The sequence below is a fragment of the Microlunatus sp. YIM B11417 genome (assembly GCF_059617205.1).
In genome coordinates this window covers 169203-187139 of record NZ_JCAMPJ010000004.1, presented here as the reverse complement: position 1 = coordinate 187139, position 17937 = coordinate 169203, and the positions used below count along the sequence as shown (strand labels likewise).

The following is a 17937-nucleotide window of genomic DNA, read 5'->3' as shown; positions in this document are numbered from 1 at the left end:
GGCATCGGGTTCGGCCGGCATCAGACCCCTCCCCTTCGATCGTTGGTGAGATTCATCAGCTAGTAGCTCCCCTTGGCGTTGATGATCAACTTCGCCTCGATCTCCCGCCGGCGCGGGGCTGCGGCGGGATCGGCCAAGCGGCCGAAGAGGAGCTCGGCGCCGGCCCGTCCGACCTCCAACGGTTGGCTGTCGATCACGGTGATGCCGAAGGCCGCGGCCAGGGGGAAGTCGTCGAAGCTGACCACGTCGGGCCGCGCCGCGACGAACGCCTCGGACTGGATCAGGCCGACGCAGAGGCGGTTGTTGTCGACGAAGATCGCGTCCGGCGCGGCCTTGATCAACAGGTCACCGGCGGCCCGCCGGGCGTCCTCCTCGGTGATCAACTCGTCCCGGACCAGGGCAGGATCGACGGGCAGGCCGGCGGCGGTCAGGGCGGCGACATAGCCGGCCCAGCGTTCCATCGCGCCACTGCCCCGGCGCGGGTGGCCGAGGAAGGCGATCCGCCGCCGGCCGGCCGCCAGCAGGTGCTCGACGCCGTGCCGGGTGCTGGCCTCGTTGCTCGTGGTGACCGAGTCCAGCGAGCCGCCGAGGCCGGGCGGCGGCGAATCGACGAACACGATCGCCGAGCCGTACGCGGCCTCGTGCGCCAGATAGCCGAGGTCGTCGCCGACCGGCGCGATGATCAGGCCGGCCACCCGGTGCGCGAAGAACGACTGGATCTGGCGGCGCTCCAGCTCCGGGTCGTTCTGCGCGTCGGCGGTCAGCACCAGGTAGCCGCGCTCGGCGGCGACGGAGTGGATGCCGCGCAGGATCGGCGCGAAGAACGGGTTCATGCAGTCGCCCAGGGTGACGCCGATCGTCGTCATGGCCTGGCCCTTGCGGCGCAGCCCGGCGGCCACGTCGTTCAGCTGGAAGCCGAGCCGGTCCGCCTCGGCGACGATCCGCTGCCGGGTCGAATCCCGTACACCGGCGTCGCCGCGGAGCGCCCGGGACACGGTCTTGATGCTGACCCCGGCCGCCTCCGAGACCTCCTGCAGCCGCGGTCGCCGCGGCACGGGCGGCTCGGTGGTCATCTCGGGATTCTAAGCCGGTCGTTGACACCCGAAACAGCCCCGCCTAAGGTCGTGCCACCGCGATGACAACGTTGACATTTCGTGTTCGGGAAGGACGACCTGCCATGGCTGGATCTCCGAAGACCGTCGGCGCCGCGCTCCTGGCCGGCGTCACCCTGGCCGGCCTCCTCGGTACGTCGGCGCTGGCCGAGACGACCGGGCCTGCGGCCGGGACCGTACCGGCGGAGCGGTGCAGCGCCGGCGCGCCGTACCACTCCGCCGCACCGCTCGGCACCCCGGCCGCCACGGCCGACACCGAGGTGACCGAGGCGTTCCGGACCTTCGGCAACAACGGCGGCGGCTGGCCGAACCGGGGCGGCTGGGCCGCCTCCGACGGGGTGTACTCGACGACCGTGCCCGGGAAGGGCGTGGTCTGGCTGATGAACGACACGTTCCTCGGCCCGGTCAACGCCGACGAGAGCATGACTGAGCCCGGCTTCATCCACGGGTCGATCCTGCTCGGCGGCCGGGACGGGCTGCCGGACACGACGATCACCGGCGGCAGCCGGGAGGAGCCGGCGTCGATCGCCGACCCGCCGGGCGCGGTCGACGGCGACCCCTGGTACTGGAACGGTGACGGCATCGTCGACGGCGGCAAGCTGCGGGTGTTCGAGTACCGGACCGGGAAGACCGACGGCGAGCCGCCGTGGAACTTCGGCTGGATCAGCACCGACATCGTCACGTACTCGCGGGACTTCAAGGTCCGGGAGGTCACGACGACCTACGGCTCGGCGGGCGGCGTCAGCTGGGGCACCGAGCTGGTCCAGTGCGGCCGGCACACCTACATCTACGGCCTCAAGGACAGCGCCATCCACCTGGCGCGGGCCCGGGCGGGTGCGTTGACCGGCAAGGACTGGGAGTTCTGGAACGGTTCCGCCTGGACGACCGACCCGGACTCCACCGTGGCGATCACGAGCGACGTCGGCGCCTCCTACAGCATCACCCCGATGGGCGGCCGGTTCGTGCTGACCACCACCTCGGCGGCGATCTTCACCGATCACCGGATCTACGTCTCGACCGCACCGACGCCGCTCGGGCCGTGGAGTCCGCGGACCGCCGTCTACACCGCGCCCGAGGGCGGCGTCGGCAACCTGTACGCGCCGTACAACGTGGCCGCGCATCCCGGCCTGAGCAGGCCCGGCGAGCTGGTGATCTCGTACAACGTCAACAGTCAGAAGGGCGAGGACCTGTTGGCGAACGCCAACAACAACCGGCCGCGGTTCGTCACCATCCGCTTCTGATCATGATCATCGGCTGATCATGATCACCAGCCCAGGATGCCGTCGTCCTCGCGGAAGATGCCGGTCGGCCCGTCCGGGCCGATGCAGGCCAGCTCGGCGACGAGTTCGGCGCTGACCTCCGCAGGACGGCCCGGATGGCTGCCCGGGTCGCCGCCGCCGAGCCGGGTCGCCGTGATGCCTGGTTCGACCGCGTTGAACTTCACCTCGGGCACGGCCTTGGCGTACTGCACCGTGATCATGGAAACGGCGGCCTTGCTGGAGCCGTACGCGATCGACGGGAAGTGCGCCGCCGGCCGGGACGGCTCGTGGGTGGCCCAGAAGGAGCCGAGCGCGCTCGAGACGTTGACCACGACCGGGTTGGCGGAGCGACGCAGCAGCGGCAGGGCGGCCTCGGTGACCCGGATGACGCCGACCGCGTTGGTGTCGAAGACCGAGAGCACGCTGGGACCGTCGAGCGCCTCAGCGCCTCCACCGCCGGTGCGCTTGGCGATGCCGGCGTTGTTGATCAAGACGTCCAGGCCGCCGCCCGCCTCGATCCGGGCGAACGCCGCGGCGACCGAGGCGTCGTCGTTCACGTCGAGCCGGACGAACCGGACGCCGAGTTCGTCCGCGGCGGCGATGCCGCGGGCCTCGTCGCGGGCGCCCAGGTAGACGGTGTGACCGGCCGCAGCGAGACGGCGGGCGGTTTCCTTGCCGATCCCGGCGTTGCCGCCGGTGATGAGTGTTGTCGTCATGCGGCCAGCCTGCGTGCCGGCCCCGGGCCCGAACAGTCGTCGGATCGACCGTAGGAACGACAGGGCCAGGTTGATCACCATGCCGGCGGGCAGACTGGTCGGGTGGAGCAGCGCGACTTCGGAACGGCCGTCCGCCGGTGGCGGGACCGCGTGGCGCCGGCGGCCGTCGGCCTGCCGGACGGCGGGCACCGGCGCGCGGCCGGCCTGCGCCGTGAGGAGTTGGCGAACCTGGCCGGGATCTCGGTCGACTACTTGACCCGGCTGGAGCAGGGCCGGGCCACCTCACCGTCGGCCCAGGTGCTGGAATCGCTCGCCCGGGCCCTCCGGCTCTCCGGACCCGAGCGCGAACTGCTGTTCCGGCTCGGCGGCCAGGCCGCGCCCGGACCTGAGTTGATCCCGCAACGCATCCCGCCGAGTGTGCAGCGCCTGCTCGACCGGCTGTCGGGCACGCCCGTGGTGGTGTACGACGCCCTCTGGAACCTGATCGACGCCAACGCCCCGTACGACGCCCTCACCGGTTCCTCCGGCTGGCGGGGCATCGAGCGCAACGCGGTCTGGCGGAACTTCGTCGGCCCCGGCCCGGCCGCCGTGCACACCCCGGAAGGCCTCGCCGACCAGCAGGCGGGGCTGGTCGCCGACCTGCGGATGACCGCGGCCCGCTATCCGAACGACCCGCGGATCGACCGCCTGGTGGCCGAGCTCCGGCGCACCAGTCCGCGCTTTGCGGAACTCTGGGCCGGCGCCGACCTGCAACCGCAGGAACCCTCACGGCACAAGGAATTCGACCATCCCGAGGTGGGCCGGATCGCCCTCGACTGCGACACCTTGATCGTCGCCGCGGATGATCTTCGCATCATGGTCTACACCGCCGAGCCCGGCAGCGAGGACGCCGAGCGGCTCGCGCTCGCCGCCGTCCTCGGTAGCCCGTCGCTGACCTGATCAGGAGTAGACGATCACCTTGTCGCCGACCCGGGCCTGCGCGTAGAGGGCGACGATCGCGTCCCAGTTCCGTACGTTCACGCAGCCGTGCGAGGCGCCGTTGTAGCCGCGGGCGGCGAAGTCGGCCGAGTAGTGCACGGCCTGGCCGCCGCTGAAGAACATCGAGTACGGCATCTTGGTGTGGTACAGGTTCGAGATCACGTCCTTCTTCTTGCGCAGAACGGAGAACGTGCCCTCGCGGGTGGGCAGCTCGTCCGAGCCGAACCGGACGTCCATCTCGAGTTCGGCCTTGCCGTCGATCAGCCAGACCAGGTGGTTGGTGCGCTTGCTGATGCAGATCGCGCGGCCGGTCAGGCAGCGCTCGTCCAGGTCCTTGGCAGAGCCGGTCGGCACGGCGTCGGCCAGCTCGGCCGAGGTCGGCTTGCGAGTCAGGCCGAGCAGCGTGTCCCAGGTCTTCTGGTCCACCGCACCGGTCACGTCCAGCTTCCGCTTCTCCTGGAACCCCTCGACGCCGACCTGCGTGACCGGCCCGTAGGTTCCGGTGATCAACTCGTCGAACCAGTCCAGTTGCTTGAGCCGCGCCTGCAGCTCCTTGACCTTGTCGCCGGCGTCGCCGCGGGACAGGATCGCCGGCTTGGCGGGCTTGTCGGCGAGCTCGGCCTTGGTCGGCGTACGGGTCCGCTCGAGCAGCGCGTCCCAGGTCTTCTGGTCGACCTCGCCGGTGACCATCAGCTCGCGCTTCTCCTGGAACCCCTTGACGGCGGCGGTGGTGACCGGGCCGTACGTCCCGGTGATCTTGTCGCCGAACCACTCCAACTGCTTCAGCCGCGCCTGCAGCTCACGTACCTGATCACCGGAGTCGCCCGCGGCCAGGATTGCCTTGGGCTTCGGGGTCTCCGTGGGCTTCGGCGGCTTCGTCGGCGACGGCGACGGCGCGGGCGTCGACGCGGACGGCTTCGGCGCCGGAGCTGAGGTCGACGGTGCCGACGCGGAGGGCGACGGCGTCGTAGGGGTCGACGTCGTGGGTGTCGGCGTCGGGGCGACCGGGCCGGGCTGCTTCACCGCGGGGCGGGCGACCGGAGTCGGTTGACCGGCCAGCGGGTCGGCGAACTGGATCTGCGAACTGCAGCCGGCGACCAGCAGCGATCCACCGACGGCCAGTCCGGCCAGCAGCCGGATCCCGCGACGGAACCGGGCAGCGACAACGACCATGTGAGTACGGCCTCCCCTTCGACCGGGACGCGCGTCGCGTGCAAGTTTCCCGCAACCCATGCGTCACACCAGTCACAGAAGTTACACGCGTTGGGTCAGCTCAGCGAGGTTTCGCGGCGTGTCGTGACGCGACCGGTACGAACCGGTGTGAATTTCCGCCGGTTACTCCCGGCGGAAATCAACAAGGGACGGGCGGGTCAGGACCGGGCGGCGCCCACCCGGGTGTCGGCCGTGTCGCCGTCGTCCTCCGTGGGCGCGGCGAGGGTGAGCTCGACGTTGTCGATCAGACGGGTGCCGCCGACCATCGCGGCGGCGGCGAGCAGGGCCGGGCCGCTGTCCTCGTCGTCCAGCACCGCGAAGGTGTCGGGATCCACCACCTCGGCGTAGTCGAGGACGAAGTTCGGGTTGTCCAACGCGGCCTGGTCGAGCACCTCGAGCGCCGTACGCCGAGCGGCCGACGCGGTCACCTCGTCGCTGGCCGCCTTGAGCGCACGCCAGATCGCCTGTGCGGACTGCCGGTCCGGCGGCGACAGGTACTGGTTCCGGCTGGACATCGCCAGCCCGTCGGCCTCCCGGACGATCGGCGCCGGCACGATCTCGACATCGACATTGAGGTCGGTCACCATCCGCTTCACGCTGGCCAGCTGTTGCGCGTCCTTCCGGCCGAACAGTGCGATGGTCGGCCGGACCAGGTTGAGCAGCTTCAGCACGACCGTCAGCATCCCGTCGAAGTGGCTCGGCCGCGCCGCGCCCTCGAACACGGTGCCCAGCGAGCCGGCCTGCACGCTCACCTGCCGCGCGGCCGGGAACAGGTCGTTGACGCCCGGGTTGAAGACGATCTCGACGCCGGCCTTCTCACAGGCCTCCAGGTCCTGCTGCAACGGCCGCGGGTAGCGGGCGTAGTCCTCCTCCGGACCGAACTGGAGCGGGTTGACGAAGATGCTCAGGACGACCACGTCGGTCAGCTTGCGAGCGATCTCGACCAGCGACAGGTGCCCAGGGTGCAGCGCACCCATGGTCGGCACCAGTCCGACCTGGGCGTCGCCGAGTTGGGCCCGGGCCAGCTCCAGTTCGTGGATCGAGTGAATGACTTTCATGCTGCGTCCCCTAGGAAGGATTCGTCCGGCCGTTGCCGAAAGTGTGCTCGGCGGTGGGAAACCTGCCCTCCCGCACGTCGCCCGCGTACGTCTCCGCGGCCCGCCGCAGTTCGCCGGCGAGGTCGGCGTACTGCTTGACGAAGCGCGGCAGCGGACCGGTGCGCAGTCCGGCGAGATCCTGCCAGACCAGCACCTGGGCGTCGCACTCCGGTCCGGCACCGATGCCGACGGTGGGAATGGACAGTTCCTTGGTGACCCGGCCGGCCAGTTCGCCGGGCACCATTTCGAGGACGACGGCGAACGCGCCGGCCGTGGCCACCGCGTGGGCGTCGGCCAGCAGTGACTCGGCCGCCACCCCGCGACCCTGCACCCGGTAGCCGCCCAGCGCGTGCTCGCTCTGCGGCGTGAATCCGATGTGCGCCATCACCGGGATCCCGGCGGCGGTGATCGCCTCGATCTGCGGCGCGGTCCGGACGCCACCCTCGAGCTTGACCGCGTGACAGCCGGTCTCCTTGAGGAAGCGGACCGCGGTGGCGAGCGCCTGGTCCGGCCCGCTCTCGTACGAGCCGAAGGGCAGGTCTGCCACCACGAACGCGCGCCGGGTGGACCGGACCACGGCTCGGGCCAGCGGGATCAGCTCCTCGACGGTGACCCCGATCGTCGTCTCGTAGCCGTACACATTGTTGGCCGCCGAGTCGCCCACCAGCAGGACGTCGATCCCGGCCGACTCGAAGATCGCGGCCGTGTACTGGTCGTAGCTGGTCAGCATCGCCCACGGCCGGCCGTCCTGCTTGGCCCGCTGGAGGTCACCGATCCGGACCCTGCGTTGAACAGGGTCCTGGGATTGGCCGTACGGTGCGGGTTCCGACATCAGCCGTCCCGCTGCAGGACGAGACCGGGCGCGGCTTCGGCGGGATCGTGGCCGACGGTGATGATCGCGTTGCCGGCGTCGACGTGGACGACGGTCGGATCGTAGCTGCGGGCCTCCTGGTCGGACATCGCCGCATAGGAGATGACGATCACCAGATCACCGACCTGCACCAGGTGCGCCGCCGCGCCGTTGACCCCGATCACCCCGGAGCCGCGTTCGCCCGGGATCAGGTACGTCTCCAGCCGGGCGCCGTTGGTGATGTCGACCACCGAGACCTGTTCGCCGGGCAGCAGGTCCGCCGCGTCCATCAGGTCCTCGTCGACCGTGAGCGAACCGATGTAGTTCAGGTCCGCCTGGGTCACCGTGGCGCGATGGATCTTCGACTTGAACATGGTGCGTAGCAACGGTCACGGCTCCTCAGGGGTCTGACCCGAGGCGGTTGGTTCCAACACAGCACCCAAGCTTAGGACCTCGGGCCAGTGCCTGCTCCCCGAGCCGGGAGGGATGGACGTTCCCTGAGCCTGTCGAAGGGCAGAGCGCCTTCGACGGGCTCAGGACACGGGGTCAACCGCGAAGAAGGTCGATCACGGCCGTTCGATCCTGACCCTCGCCCGCCGCGTGCGCGGCCCAACCCAGCGCGGTGGCGCGGTGGTCGGTGTCCTGCAGGGTCGGGTCGGCACCCAGGTCGAGCAGGGTTCGGACCAGCTCGGCGTCGCCGCGATAGGCGGCCTCGTGCAGCGCCGTGTGACCGCCGCGCTCGCCGCCGGCCCGGCCCCAGCCGGTCTCGATCCAGCCGCCGTCGACCGGCACGTCGGACCGGCCGAGGGAGTTGACGGCGAGCCCGAGTCCCACCAGCAGCCGTACGGTCTCGCTGCGGCCGTCCGCCGCTGCGGCCCAGGGCAGCAGGTTCCAGCCCCGCGGCCCGCGCACCGCCTCGACGGCCTCCGGATGGTCCCGGACCAGCGCCTCGACCGCCGCGCGATCAGCCCGGAACACGGCCGCGACCAGGGCATCGGCCGGGTTCTCGGCCGTCGGCTGATCGACTCCGGCGCCCCGGATCGCCTCGACCACGTCCGGCCCGCCGTACAACTCGGCGATGGCCAGCGGCGTCCGTCCGTCCTCGTACGGCGCCCGAACGTCGACGCCGTTCGCCGCGAGCAGCCGGACCCTTTCCGCGAACCGGTGCTCGATCGCCCAGCGCAGTTGGACGCGAAGCTTCTTGGCCGGATCCGCGGCCATGTCGACCATCCGCTCCCGCCATGGACCCGGCCGGGCACCGGTGCCGAGTCCGTACGCGAACAACAGCTCGAGGTGATCGTTGTCCGGCCGGAACTGCCGGTTGTACAGGGTTTGGTCATCCACGGGATCGGCACCGGCCTCGAGCAGCAGCCGGGCCAACGCGATCGAGTGCGGGTGCCGCGGCTGTCGCTTCGGACCCTGCTCACCCTCGCCGAACGCACCGGTGAGCAGCGTGAACACGTTCGGCCACCCGTTCCAGAGATAGCCCTCGTTCGGGTCGGCTCCGGCGTCGAGCAGTAGGCGGGCGGTGCCCAGCACCCGGTCCGCGGAGACCTCCGGATCGAGCCGGGAGTAGACGAGCTGGAACAGCGGCGTCCACCGGTTCGCGCCGCCGCGTCGCCGAGCCAGCGACGGGTCGGCCGCGAGCAGGCGAGTGACCGCGGGAAGGTCGGCCGCCGTGGCCGCGACCCACACGTCGTCCCGGGCCAGGCCGGGGTTCGCGGCCAGGATCGATCGGGCCAGTTCCCATTGGTCGGGGCCGTCGTCCGGCGTGTAGGTGAGACAGGCCAGCCGACAGAAGTCGGCGGCCGGATCGGTCCGGCCGTGGCTCGTGTCCGGATCCCAGCGGAACTCGGTCACGACGTCCAGGTAGCGCTTCAGCCGCGGCCAGCTCGGGAACCCGTACTCGCGGGCGACCACCAACTGGGCCTCGCTGAGCCCGAACTCCGCGGGATCGGCGGGTACGCCGCCCGGATAGCACTCGGCCACCCGTCCGGCGGCCTCGCCGTCGCCGGAACGCACGGCGCGCTGCAGCGCCTTGGCCTGCTGGCGGAGGTGATCGAGATTGGGCTGATCGGGCAGATGCTTGGTCGGCATGCCGACCTCCTTTCGACGGGCCCGATGTCCGTGTCGTCGGGCGAAAGGAGGCAGGTGTGTGCCAACTCCAAGATCAAGATTCAGGTGGACTGAGCCCTTCCCACGGACCGGGGGCTGCCTGATCAACCGTCACGACCATAACCCCGACCGCCCGGAATGATCAAGCATCACGGTTTGCGGGAACAAGCCGGCGCCGACCGCGGTTGTGACGGACATGGAGGCGCCCCGGGAGATCGACATCGTCGTGATCGGGGCCGGCCAGGCCGGCCTCTCGGCCGCCTACCATCTGCGTCGGCTGGGCGCCGACTTCGTTGTCCTGGATGGGAATGCGCGGGCCGGCGGCGCCTGGCAGCACCGCTGGGAGACCCTCACCATGGCCGACGTGCACGGGGTTGCCGCGCTGCCCGGGATGGCGGTCCCGGCGCATGACGAGCGGCGGCCGGCGCGCGAGGTCGTACCGGACTATTTCGAGCGGTACGAGGAGCGCTTCGAGCTCCCGGTGGTCCGGCCGGTACGGGTCGAACGGGTCGAGAGCGAGCCGGCTGGGACCCTGCTCGTGCGCACCGACCGGGGTGTCTGGCGGGCCCGGGCGTTGATCAACGCGACCGGGACCTGGCGAACTCCGTTCCTGCCGTACTACCCGGGCCAGGAGACGTTCCGCGGACGGCAACTGCACCCGGTCGACTACCCCGGCCCGGAGGCCTTCAGCGGGCAGCGGGTCGTTGTGGTCGGCGGTGGTGCGTCGGCCGTCCAGCTCCTCGGCGAACTGGCCCCGGTGGCCGAGACGCTCTGGGTGACCCGGCGCCCGCCGGTCTGGCGGACGGACGAGTTCACCGAGGACGCCGGCCGGGCCGCCGTCGCGCTGGTCGAGCAGCGGGTCCGCGAGGGCCTGCCGCCGCAGAGCGTCGTCTCGGTGACCGGCCTGCAGCTGCGGCCGCAGGAGCAGCGGGCGCTGCAGCTCGGCGCCTATGACCGGCAGCCGATGTTCGCCTCGATCGAGCCGGACGGGGTGCGCTGGGCGGACGGCCGGTTCGAGCGGGTCGACGCGATCATCTGGGCCACCGGCTTCCGGCCTTCGGTCGGCCATCTGGCGCCGCTGCGGCTGCGCGAGGAGAGCGGCGGGATCCGGCTGATCGCCCGGCTGGATCAGCACACCCCGACCACAGCCGCTCGTGATCATCGGATCCAGTTCGTCGGGTACGGCCCGTCCGCCTCGACGATCGGCGCCAACCGGGCCGGCCGGGTGGCCGCCCTGGCTGCCGTGCGTACCGTACAGTCAGCGGCGGAATCCGTGGTGGCGTAGGCGTTCCAGCAGATCGGCCATGATCAACAACAGGCCCGGGACGACGAAGGTCAGGAACCCGCCGGGCCCGACCAGATAGCTGCAGAGCGCCGCCCAACCGAGCAGTGCATAGCCGATGACCGGATGGTTGCGGCGACCCGCGCGAGCGGTCCGGATGATCATGACGCCGAGCAGAGCGACCGGCACCGCGAAGCCGCCGATCCCGGCCCAGAACGCACCCAGCGCCGGATCGCCCGGGACCGCCGACCGCAGGTCGCCGGCGAACCAGCCGACCCACAGCCCGTGCACGCTCATGGTGATCAGGTGCAGCGCTGCGATCACCAGCAGCGCCACACCACCGGCGATCGCGAGTCTCCCGGCCGCGACCGATCGGGTGTCCGGCTCGACGAGTTCGTACGTCTGCGAAGTCATGCCACCACCGTCCCCGAGCCGCCCGCCGGACACCTCCCCCGTGCAAGCGGATCGGCGCCCCGTCCCGGGTGAACCGGCGCCGCGGTTTTTCACGTCCCGTGAAAAACTGTCGCTTCCCCACAGATGCTTCTCGTGTAAAGCGCCATTTTCTCGCGGGTGGTGGGGCTGCTGTGGCGGCTGGGAGGTGCCGGCCGGATCTGATTGGCTGGCCCCTATGCAGAAGTTCGGCCCGTCGTCCCGTTCCCAGGTGCCGCCGTTCACGGTGATGACCGTGCTGGCCCGGGTGGCCGAGCTGCGCGCCGCCGGCCGCGAGGTGATCTCGCTGTGTGCGGGCGAGCCGTCGCAGGGTGCGCCGTCCCCGGTCCGGCGCCGGATGGCCGAACTGATGACCGAGCCGATCCCGCTCGGCTACAGCGAGTCGTTCGGGATCCGGCCGCTGCGGGAACGGCTGGCCGGCCACTACGCCCGCTGGTACGGCCTCGAGGTCGACCCGGCCCGGATCGCGATCACCACCGGCTCGTCCGGCGCGTTCCTGCACACGTTCCTGGCCGCGTTCGATCCCGGCGACCGGGTGTTGCTGGCCCGGCCCGGCTATCCCGCCTACCGCAACATCCTGGCCTCGCTCGGCTGCACCGTGGTCGAGCTCGACTGCGGGCCCGAGCTGCGCTTCCAGCCGAGTGTCGATCAACTGGACCGCGCCCTGGCCGACGGTCCGGTGGCCGGGCTGGTGCTCGCGTCTCCGGCCAACCCGACCGGGACCATGATCGACGATGATCAGCTCGCCGCGCTGGCCGGTTGGTGCCGTGATCATGACGTACGGCTGGTCAGTGACGAGATCTACCACGGGATCAGCTACACCGGATCGGTCGGGAGCTGTGCGCTGGCTCATGATCAACGGTCGGTGATCGTCTCCTCCTTCTCCAAGTACTGGGGGATGACCGGCTGGCGGCTCGGCTGGACCGTGCTGCCCGAGGACCTGGTGCCCGGCTTCGACGCCCTGGCCGGCAACATCGCGCTCTGCCCTCCGGTGCCGGCCCAGCACGCCGCGATCCAGGCGTTCGCCGAGGAGTCGTACGCGGAGGCCGATGCTGCCGTCACCGGCTACGCCCAGGCTCGCCAGTTGATCTTGGATGCGGTCGACGACCTGGGCTGGACCGGGCTCGCCCCGGTGGACGGCGCCTTCTACGTCTACGCCGGCATCCATGATCAACTCGGGACCCGCTACCGGACCAGCGCCGACTGGGCGGCCGCCCTGCTGGACGACCAGGGTGTCGCGATCACCCCCGGGCTGGACTTCGACGGCGTGCACGGCGACGACTGGATCCGACTGTCCCTGGCGGCCGGCCCGGCCGCGGTGGGCGAGGCCGTCGGCCGCATCCTGGCCTTTCAGCAACGCGGCCGCTGACCGAGCACCGTCCCGCTCACCGAGGCCGAAGGCTCGCCGCTAGCCGCCGATCGACCCGGTGAACCGCCAGACGCCTGAGCTCACGGCGAACTCGCCGGCCGCGTCCACCGCGACACCGGCCGGCGGCTCCAGCTCGGCGCCGGGCACCGAGACGGCGGCCGTCGATCCCGGCGGTACGGTCACGTCGAGTTCGACCCGGCCGCCGGAGCGGGACCAGCGCACGCCGACCCGGCCGCGGACCGTGTCGATCGAATGCGACGCATGATCAAGATCGCCGAGCAGCCAGGGCCGGACCCGGAACGTACGCCAGCCATGATCACCGCAGGTCAGCCCGGCCAGATCCTCGATCAGCCATTGCACGACGGTGCCGTGGAAGTAGTGATCACGGGACCGGGTGGTGGCCTCCCAGAACTCCCACATCGTGTCCGCACCCTGGTCGAACCAGTAACCCCAGCTGGGATACGTGCGCTGCCGGGCCAGCGCGAGCGCCAACTCGCCGTGGCCGTTCCAGGTCAGCGCCTTGAGCAGCGTCTGGGCCCCGATGCAGCCGACGTTGTGGTGCCGGCCGCGGCTCTCGACGTCGGCGACCAGCCGGGCCACGACGGCGGGCACCGCATCGTCCGGGATCAGGCCGTGCACCAGCGCGGTCGCGTTCGCCGTCTGGCTGTAGTGATCACCCACGACGATCGCGTCCCGCTCCGGCGCCAGGCAGCGCTGCAGCAGTCGCTCATGGAGCTCGTCGGCCGCGGTGGCGAACCGGGCGCCGTCGGCCGGCGTTCCGATCAGGTCCGCGATCTCCACCGCGGAGCGGAGCGCGCGGATCAGGAACGCGGTCGCCGTCAGCACCGAGTCGTCCGGACCGTTGCCCTGGGTGCCGGGCGCCAGGTAGTCGCCGAGCTCGGAGACCGGCAGCCCGTCGACCAGCTTGCCCAGTTCCCAGTCCAGGTAACGGGCCACCGCCGGCCAGTGATCGTTCAGCAGGGAACGATCACCGTAGTGGCGGTACAACTCCCGCACCAGGTACGGATAGACGGTGGTCCATTCCGGCGACGGCGCGAGCTGGTTGTAGCCCCAACCCGCCGTCGGTGCGATCACCGGCAGTGCGCCCTCCTCGAGCATCCCGTCCCGAAGATCATCGAGCCACTTGCCCAACAAAGACCGCAGGTCGAAGAAGTTGATCATGGTCGGCGCGCCCAGCTGGGCGTCGCCGGTCCACCCGTTCTTCTCGTACACCGGGGTGTCGGTCGGCACGTGGTGCAGGTTGTTGGTGATCGTCCGGGCCATCGCGTCGGCGAACGTGACGAACAGCGGCTCGGCACAGTCGAAGACGCCGACCCGGTCGACGTCGTTGTGCGCGGCGCAGGCGGTCAGGGTACGGGCGTCCGGCAGGTGGGTCAGCCCGTCCAGCTGGACGTACCGGAATCCCTTGTACGAATAGCGAGGCTCCCACTGTTGATCAAGCTCACCGTTGCCCCGGTAGCTGTCCACCTGGAACCGGTCGCCCTCGACGTGCACACTGCGCGGCCTGAGCAGACCGTCCTCCTCGACCGCCTCGGCGTAGGTGATCATGACCTCCTGCCCGGCCGCCTGGTCGGTCCGCAGCCGGACCCAGCCGGCGATGGTCCGGCCGAAGTCGGCCACCCAGGAATCCCCGACCCGGGTCCAGGTCGGACCGCCGGTCCAGGTCACCCGGACCGGCGGATGCGCCTGCGGCCGGAGCTCACCAGCCGGCGGGTCGAGCGGAACCGCCGGCACCGGGTCGCCCGGCGGCAGGGTCGCATCGAACGCCTCACCGGCGTAGTAGCAGTTCAGCGTGGTGCCGCCCCGCGTCACCGTCCAGGACTCGTCGGTGCCGATCAGCTCCCGGCTCCCGTCGGCGTACCGCAGCTCCAGTTCGGCGACCGCGCGCAGCGGACCCAGCCAGGGCGGTGTGTGCCAGTTCCAGACGTTCGGCGTCGGCACCGCGAAGAAGCCGTTGCCCAGCGCGATCTCGAGTTCGTGCTCGCCGAGGCCCAGCCGGTCGGTGACGTCGCTCGGCACGTACCAGACGGTCCGGTCGAACGCCGCGAACGGCGGACTGAGCCGGTGATCGTTGGCGGGGCGGCCGTCGATCGCCGGACGCTGCAGCCCGAGTCCGCAGACGTACCAGATCGCCTCGGTGACCGGCCGGTCGATCCGGAGCGTGCGCCGCAGCACCGGCTCGCCGAACTCGGCTCCGCCCGGCGCGCCGATCCACCGGCCGACCGTCGGGAAGGCCGCCGGCGCGGTCCGGAACTCGGCCTCCGCCCGCTCGTCGTCCGCCTCGACCCGCCAGCGGTAGCGGGTGCCCGGCCGCAACGGGCTGCCGGCGTAGGCCACCCCGACGGCCGGATCGCCCAGCTCGGTCGCCTCCCAGGCCGGGTTCCCGGGGTCGTCGGCCGGCCAGACCACGATCCTGGCCTCCGTCCCGGTGCCGGCCCAGCTGAACCGGGGGTGTTCGCCGGCCACGGCCAGCGGTGCGGATTGATCATCGACGCGGAGCCGGCGAGTCATGGCGCCCATCCTGCCGAACCCGATTGAAACGTGCCACTGACCTTGCTCGGCGTCCCGAAGGCCGGGCCTGGCGTCGCTCGCGTACAGCCCGACCTTGATATGCAGGCATTTACCTGCATATTGTGGCGTCATGGCTGAGGACGTGGACCTGGTGTTCCGGGCACTGAGCGATCCGACCCGGCGACAACTGCTCGACCGACTGCGCGAGCGGAACGGTCAGACGCTCGGCGAGCTCTGCTCCGGGGTCGCCATGACCCGCCAGTCCGCGACCCAGCACCTGGCCCTGCTGGAAGGGGCCAACCTGGTCAGCATCGTGTGGCAGGGGCGGCGCAAGCTGCACTACCTCAACCCGGTGCCGATCAACGAGATCCAGGAGCGCTGGATCGGCCGGTTCGAGCAACCCCGGCTGGCCGCGCTCGCCACCATCAAGGAAAGGGCGGAAGCCATGACCGACCGACCGAACTTCGTGTACGTCACCTACATCGAGAGCACGCCCGAACGGGTCTGGCAGGCGATCACCGATCCGGACCTGTCGGCCGCCTACTGGGGCCACAGCAACGTCTCGACCGACTGGCAGGTCGGCTCCCACTGGGAGCACCGGCGCAGCGACGGCAGTGGACTGAACGACGGCGGCGGCACCGTGCTCGAGTCGGACCCGCCGCGCCGGCTGCGGTTCAGTTGGGTCGACGACGGGGCGCCGGAGAACGAGGACTCGGAGCGGGTCGCGTTCGACATCGAGCCGTACGGCAGCATCGTCCGGCTGACCGTCACGCACGAGAACATGGCCCCCGAGGCCGGCGCCGCCAGCGGCTGGCCCGCCGTGTTGTCCAACCTGAAGTCGTTCCTGGAGACCGGCCGGCCGCTGCCCCAGGCGCCGTGGGAGATGCCGTGAGACTGGCGTCACTCTGCCGGTGGCGAAATTCCGGTGACGCCTGTCAGTGACGGCCCGTAGGGTTGACGGCATGTGAGTTTCACGCTGCCCGCAGGCCGCCGGAGACCCGGATTTGCGCCGACGGGCCAGAATGGCGGGACTATCCGGGCTCGGCCCGACGTTCCCACCGATGACTTTCGGTCCGCCGACCAGTCTCAACCTCTGACCACACAGCGCCGCTGCTGCCCGACCCCCAGCCCGACGTCACGAAGGACCACCGGATGACCGCGCCAACCCAACCCGTCGACGCGACCTCACGGGACGGCCAACCCGTCTCCCACACGAAGATCATCATCACGCTGCTGGTCGCCGCGTTCGTGGTGATCTTGAACGAAACGATCATGGGTGTCGCCCTGCCCAAGCTGATGGGCGAGCTGCAGATCACGCCGGGCGTCGGTCAGTGGCTGTCCACGGTGTTCATGCTGACCATGGCCGTGGTGATCCCGACCACCGGGTTCCTGCTGCAGCGGCTGACCACCCGGACCGTGTTCCTGCTGGCGATGTCGCTGTTCTCCGCGGGCACCCTGCTGGCCGGGCTGGCGCCGGGCTTCACCGTGCTGCTGATCGCCCGGGTGATCCAGGCATCCGGCACCGCGATCATGATGCCGCTGCTGATGACCACGGTGCTCGGGCTGGTGCCGGTCGCCAAGCGCGGCGCGGTGATGGGCAACGTCAGCATCGTCATCTCGGTCGCCCCGGCGATCGGGCCGACCCTGTCCGGGCTGATCCTGCAGTTCCTGTCCTGGCGGTTCATGTTCCTGCTGGTGCTGCCGATCGCCCTGATCGCGCTGGCGTACGGGGCCGTGAAGCTGGTCAACGTCGGCGAGCAGTCCCGACCGAAGCTCGACGTCCTGTCCATCCTGGTCTCGGTGCCCGGTTTCGGCGGCATCGTCTTCGGCCTCAGCCAGCTCGGTGAGGCCAGCCACGGCGGCAGCATGGTCGTCGCGATCGGCGCGCTGGTGATCGGTGTCGTCTCGCTGGTGATCTTCGTCTGGCGGCAGACCCGGCTCTACACGCCGGGCAACCCGCTGCTGGACCTGCGGGTGTTCCGGTTCCCGATGTTCCGCGCCGGCGTCGGCCTGCTCTGCGTGGCAATGCTGGCCCTGTTCGGCACCGTGATCCTGCTGCCGATCTACCTCCAGAACGTCCGCGGACTGGATCCGCTGACCACCGGCCTGCTGGTGCTGCCCGGCGGCGTCCTGATGGGTGTGCTGGCGCCGATCGTCGGCCGGTTGTTCGACCGGTACGGGCCGAAGGGCCTGGCCATGTTCGGCGCGACGGTCATGGTGCTGGTGATGTGGGGCCTGACCACGGTCAACCCGACCACGCCGATCTGGCAGTTGCTCGGCCTGCACCTGACCCTGTCGCTGGGCCTGGCCGCGATGTTCACGCCGGCGTTCACCACCGCGCTGAACCCGCTGCCGGTGCACCTGCACTCGCACGGCAGCGCGGTGCTGAGCACGCTGCAGCAGGTCGCCGGCGCCGCCGGCACGGCGCTGCTGGTGACGATCATGACGATCCGCAGCCAGGCCGCACTGGGCACCGGCACCCCCGAGGTGCTGGCGCAGAACCAAGGCATCCAGCTGGCCTTCGGCGTCGCGGCCCTGATGGGGATCGCGGCGATCGTCCTGGCCGCCTTCCTGCGCACCACCAAGGCCGAGCCCGATGAGCCGGGCGAGCCGACCATCGAGCCAGAGGTGGAGCCGGGAGCCGCCGAGCTCCGCTGAGTCTCACCGCACCCGGGTCGCCGTCCGCGACCCGGGTGTCGGCTTTCCCGGGTCAGGAATCCAGCGACTCCGCCGGGTAGCGCGGCTTGATCACGGTGTTGACGTGCCGCCCCATCGACTCGGCCGCCAGCAGTTCGCGGTACGCCGATGGCGGGACCCCGTAGTAGACGTAGCGGCCGCCGCCGGCGAAGTCGATCACCAGGCGGGCGTGCTCGTCGTCGTACCCGACGGCGCGGATGCTGCTGGACTCGACGCGCTGCATCGGCGGAAGCCCGTCCCGTTCACGAGGCATGGTGCCGATTCTGCC

The 17937-nt window shown here is 70.7% G+C and carries 16 protein-coding genes; 6 read left to right on the top strand and 10 right to left on the bottom strand.

Annotated features, from left to right (window positions below):
* Positions 1 to 59: 59 nt before the first annotated feature.
* Complete coding sequence (locus AC6CCG_RS20440) at positions 60 to 1073, bottom strand: LacI family DNA-binding transcriptional regulator (protein ID WP_496656473.1); 1014 nt, start codon at positions 1071 to 1073, stop codon at positions 60 to 62.
* Between the two features lie 104 nt (positions 1074 to 1177).
* Here AC6CCG_RS20440 and AC6CCG_RS20435 point away from each other — a divergent pair, with 104 nt between their 5' ends.
* Positions 1178 to 2353, top strand: a complete 1176-nt coding sequence (locus AC6CCG_RS20435; protein WP_496656472.1) for a DUF5005 domain-containing protein — start codon at positions 1178 to 1180, stop codon at positions 2351 to 2353.
* A 23-nt stretch (positions 2354 to 2376) separates the two neighbouring features.
* On the opposite strand, the gene AC6CCG_RS20430 is transcribed toward AC6CCG_RS20435, so the two are convergent.
* Positions 2377 to 3087: an SDR family NAD(P)-dependent oxidoreductase gene (locus AC6CCG_RS20430; RefSeq protein ID WP_496656471.1), complete on the bottom strand. Its 711-nt coding sequence runs from the start codon at positions 3085 to 3087 to the stop codon at positions 2377 to 2379.
* A 102-nt stretch (positions 3088 to 3189) separates the two neighbouring features.
* On the opposite strand from AC6CCG_RS20430, the gene AC6CCG_RS20425 reads away from it, so the two are divergent.
* Positions 3190 to 4026 (top strand): helix-turn-helix transcriptional regulator, encoded by an 837-nt coding sequence (locus AC6CCG_RS20425; RefSeq protein WP_496656470.1) that lies wholly within the window; start codon positions 3190 to 3192, stop codon positions 4024 to 4026.
* Here AC6CCG_RS20425 and AC6CCG_RS20420 read toward each other — a convergent pair whose 3' ends face one another.
* The 5 genes from AC6CCG_RS20420 to AC6CCG_RS20400 all read right to left on the bottom strand — a co-directional run bounded on the left by AC6CCG_RS20420 (position 4027) and on the right by AC6CCG_RS20400 (position 9321).
* Entirely contained in the window at positions 4027 to 5238 is a 1212-nt protein-coding gene (locus AC6CCG_RS20420) for a L,D-transpeptidase family protein (RefSeq protein WP_496656469.1), read from the bottom strand.
* A gap of 197 nt (positions 5239 to 5435) precedes the next feature.
* On the bottom strand, positions 5436 to 6335 hold the full coding sequence (gene panC, locus AC6CCG_RS20415) for a pantoate--beta-alanine ligase (RefSeq protein WP_496656468.1): 900 nt from the start codon (positions 6333 to 6335) through the stop codon (positions 5436 to 5438).
* 10 nt (positions 6336 to 6345) lie between these two features.
* Entirely contained in the window at positions 6346 to 7206 is an 861-nt protein-coding gene (gene panB / locus AC6CCG_RS20410; RefSeq protein ID WP_496656467.1) for a 3-methyl-2-oxobutanoate hydroxymethyltransferase, read from the bottom strand.
* A complete protein-coding gene (gene panD, locus AC6CCG_RS20405; RefSeq protein ID WP_377487597.1) occupies positions 7206 to 7598 on the bottom strand; it encodes an aspartate 1-decarboxylase in 393 nt (130 codons plus the stop codon). The genes panB and panD overlap by 1 nt, the downstream gene beginning before the upstream one ends.
* 172 nt (positions 7599 to 7770) lie before the next feature.
* Positions 7771 to 9321: an ankyrin repeat domain-containing protein gene (locus AC6CCG_RS20400; RefSeq protein ID WP_496656466.1), complete on the bottom strand. Its 1551-nt coding sequence runs from the start codon at positions 9319 to 9321 to the stop codon at positions 7771 to 7773.
* 214 nt (positions 9322 to 9535) lie between these two features.
* Here AC6CCG_RS20400 and AC6CCG_RS20395 point away from each other — a divergent pair, with 214 nt between their 5' ends.
* A complete protein-coding gene (locus tag AC6CCG_RS20395; RefSeq protein ID WP_496656465.1) occupies positions 9536 to 10624 on the top strand; it encodes an FAD-dependent oxidoreductase in 1089 nt (362 codons plus the stop codon).
* On the opposite strand, the gene AC6CCG_RS20390 is transcribed toward AC6CCG_RS20395, so the two are convergent.
* Complete coding sequence (locus AC6CCG_RS20390) at positions 10598 to 11035, bottom strand: hypothetical protein (RefSeq protein WP_496656464.1); 438 nt, start codon at positions 11033 to 11035, stop codon at positions 10598 to 10600. The genes AC6CCG_RS20395 and AC6CCG_RS20390 overlap by 27 nt on opposite strands.
* A 214-nt stretch (positions 11036 to 11249) precedes the next feature.
* Here AC6CCG_RS20390 and AC6CCG_RS20385 point away from each other — a divergent pair, with 214 nt between their 5' ends.
* A complete protein-coding gene (locus AC6CCG_RS20385) occupies positions 11250 to 12440 on the top strand; it encodes a pyridoxal phosphate-dependent aminotransferase (RefSeq protein WP_496656463.1) in 1191 nt (396 codons plus the stop codon).
* A gap of 39 nt (positions 12441 to 12479) precedes the next feature.
* Here the strand turns inward: AC6CCG_RS20385 and AC6CCG_RS20380 are convergent, their stop codons facing one another.
* Positions 12480 to 14972, bottom strand: a complete 2493-nt coding sequence (locus AC6CCG_RS20380; RefSeq protein WP_496656462.1) for a family 78 glycoside hydrolase catalytic domain — start codon at positions 14970 to 14972, stop codon at positions 12480 to 12482.
* Positions 14973 to 15102: 130 nt separating this feature from the next.
* Between AC6CCG_RS20380 and AC6CCG_RS20375 the strand changes: the two genes are divergently transcribed.
* Together AC6CCG_RS20375 and AC6CCG_RS20370 are read left to right on the top strand one after the other, a co-directional pair.
* On the top strand, positions 15103 to 15864 hold the full coding sequence (locus AC6CCG_RS20375) for an ArsR/SmtB family transcription factor (RefSeq protein WP_496656461.1): 762 nt from the start codon (positions 15103 to 15105) through the stop codon (positions 15862 to 15864).
* Between the two features lie 260 nt (positions 15865 to 16124).
* Positions 16125 to 17630 carry an MDR family MFS transporter gene (locus AC6CCG_RS20370; protein WP_496656460.1) on the top strand — a complete coding sequence of 502 codons (1506 nt, stop codon included), beginning with the start codon at positions 16125 to 16127 and terminating at the stop codon, positions 17628 to 17630.
* Positions 17631 to 17682: 52 nt separating this feature from the next.
* On the opposite strand, the gene AC6CCG_RS20365 is transcribed toward AC6CCG_RS20370, so the two are convergent.
* Positions 17683 to 17922 (bottom strand): KTSC domain-containing protein, encoded by a 240-nt coding sequence (locus tag AC6CCG_RS20365; protein ID WP_496656459.1) that lies wholly within the window; start codon positions 17920 to 17922, stop codon positions 17683 to 17685.
* Between the last annotated feature and the right edge of the window lie 15 nt (positions 17923 to 17937).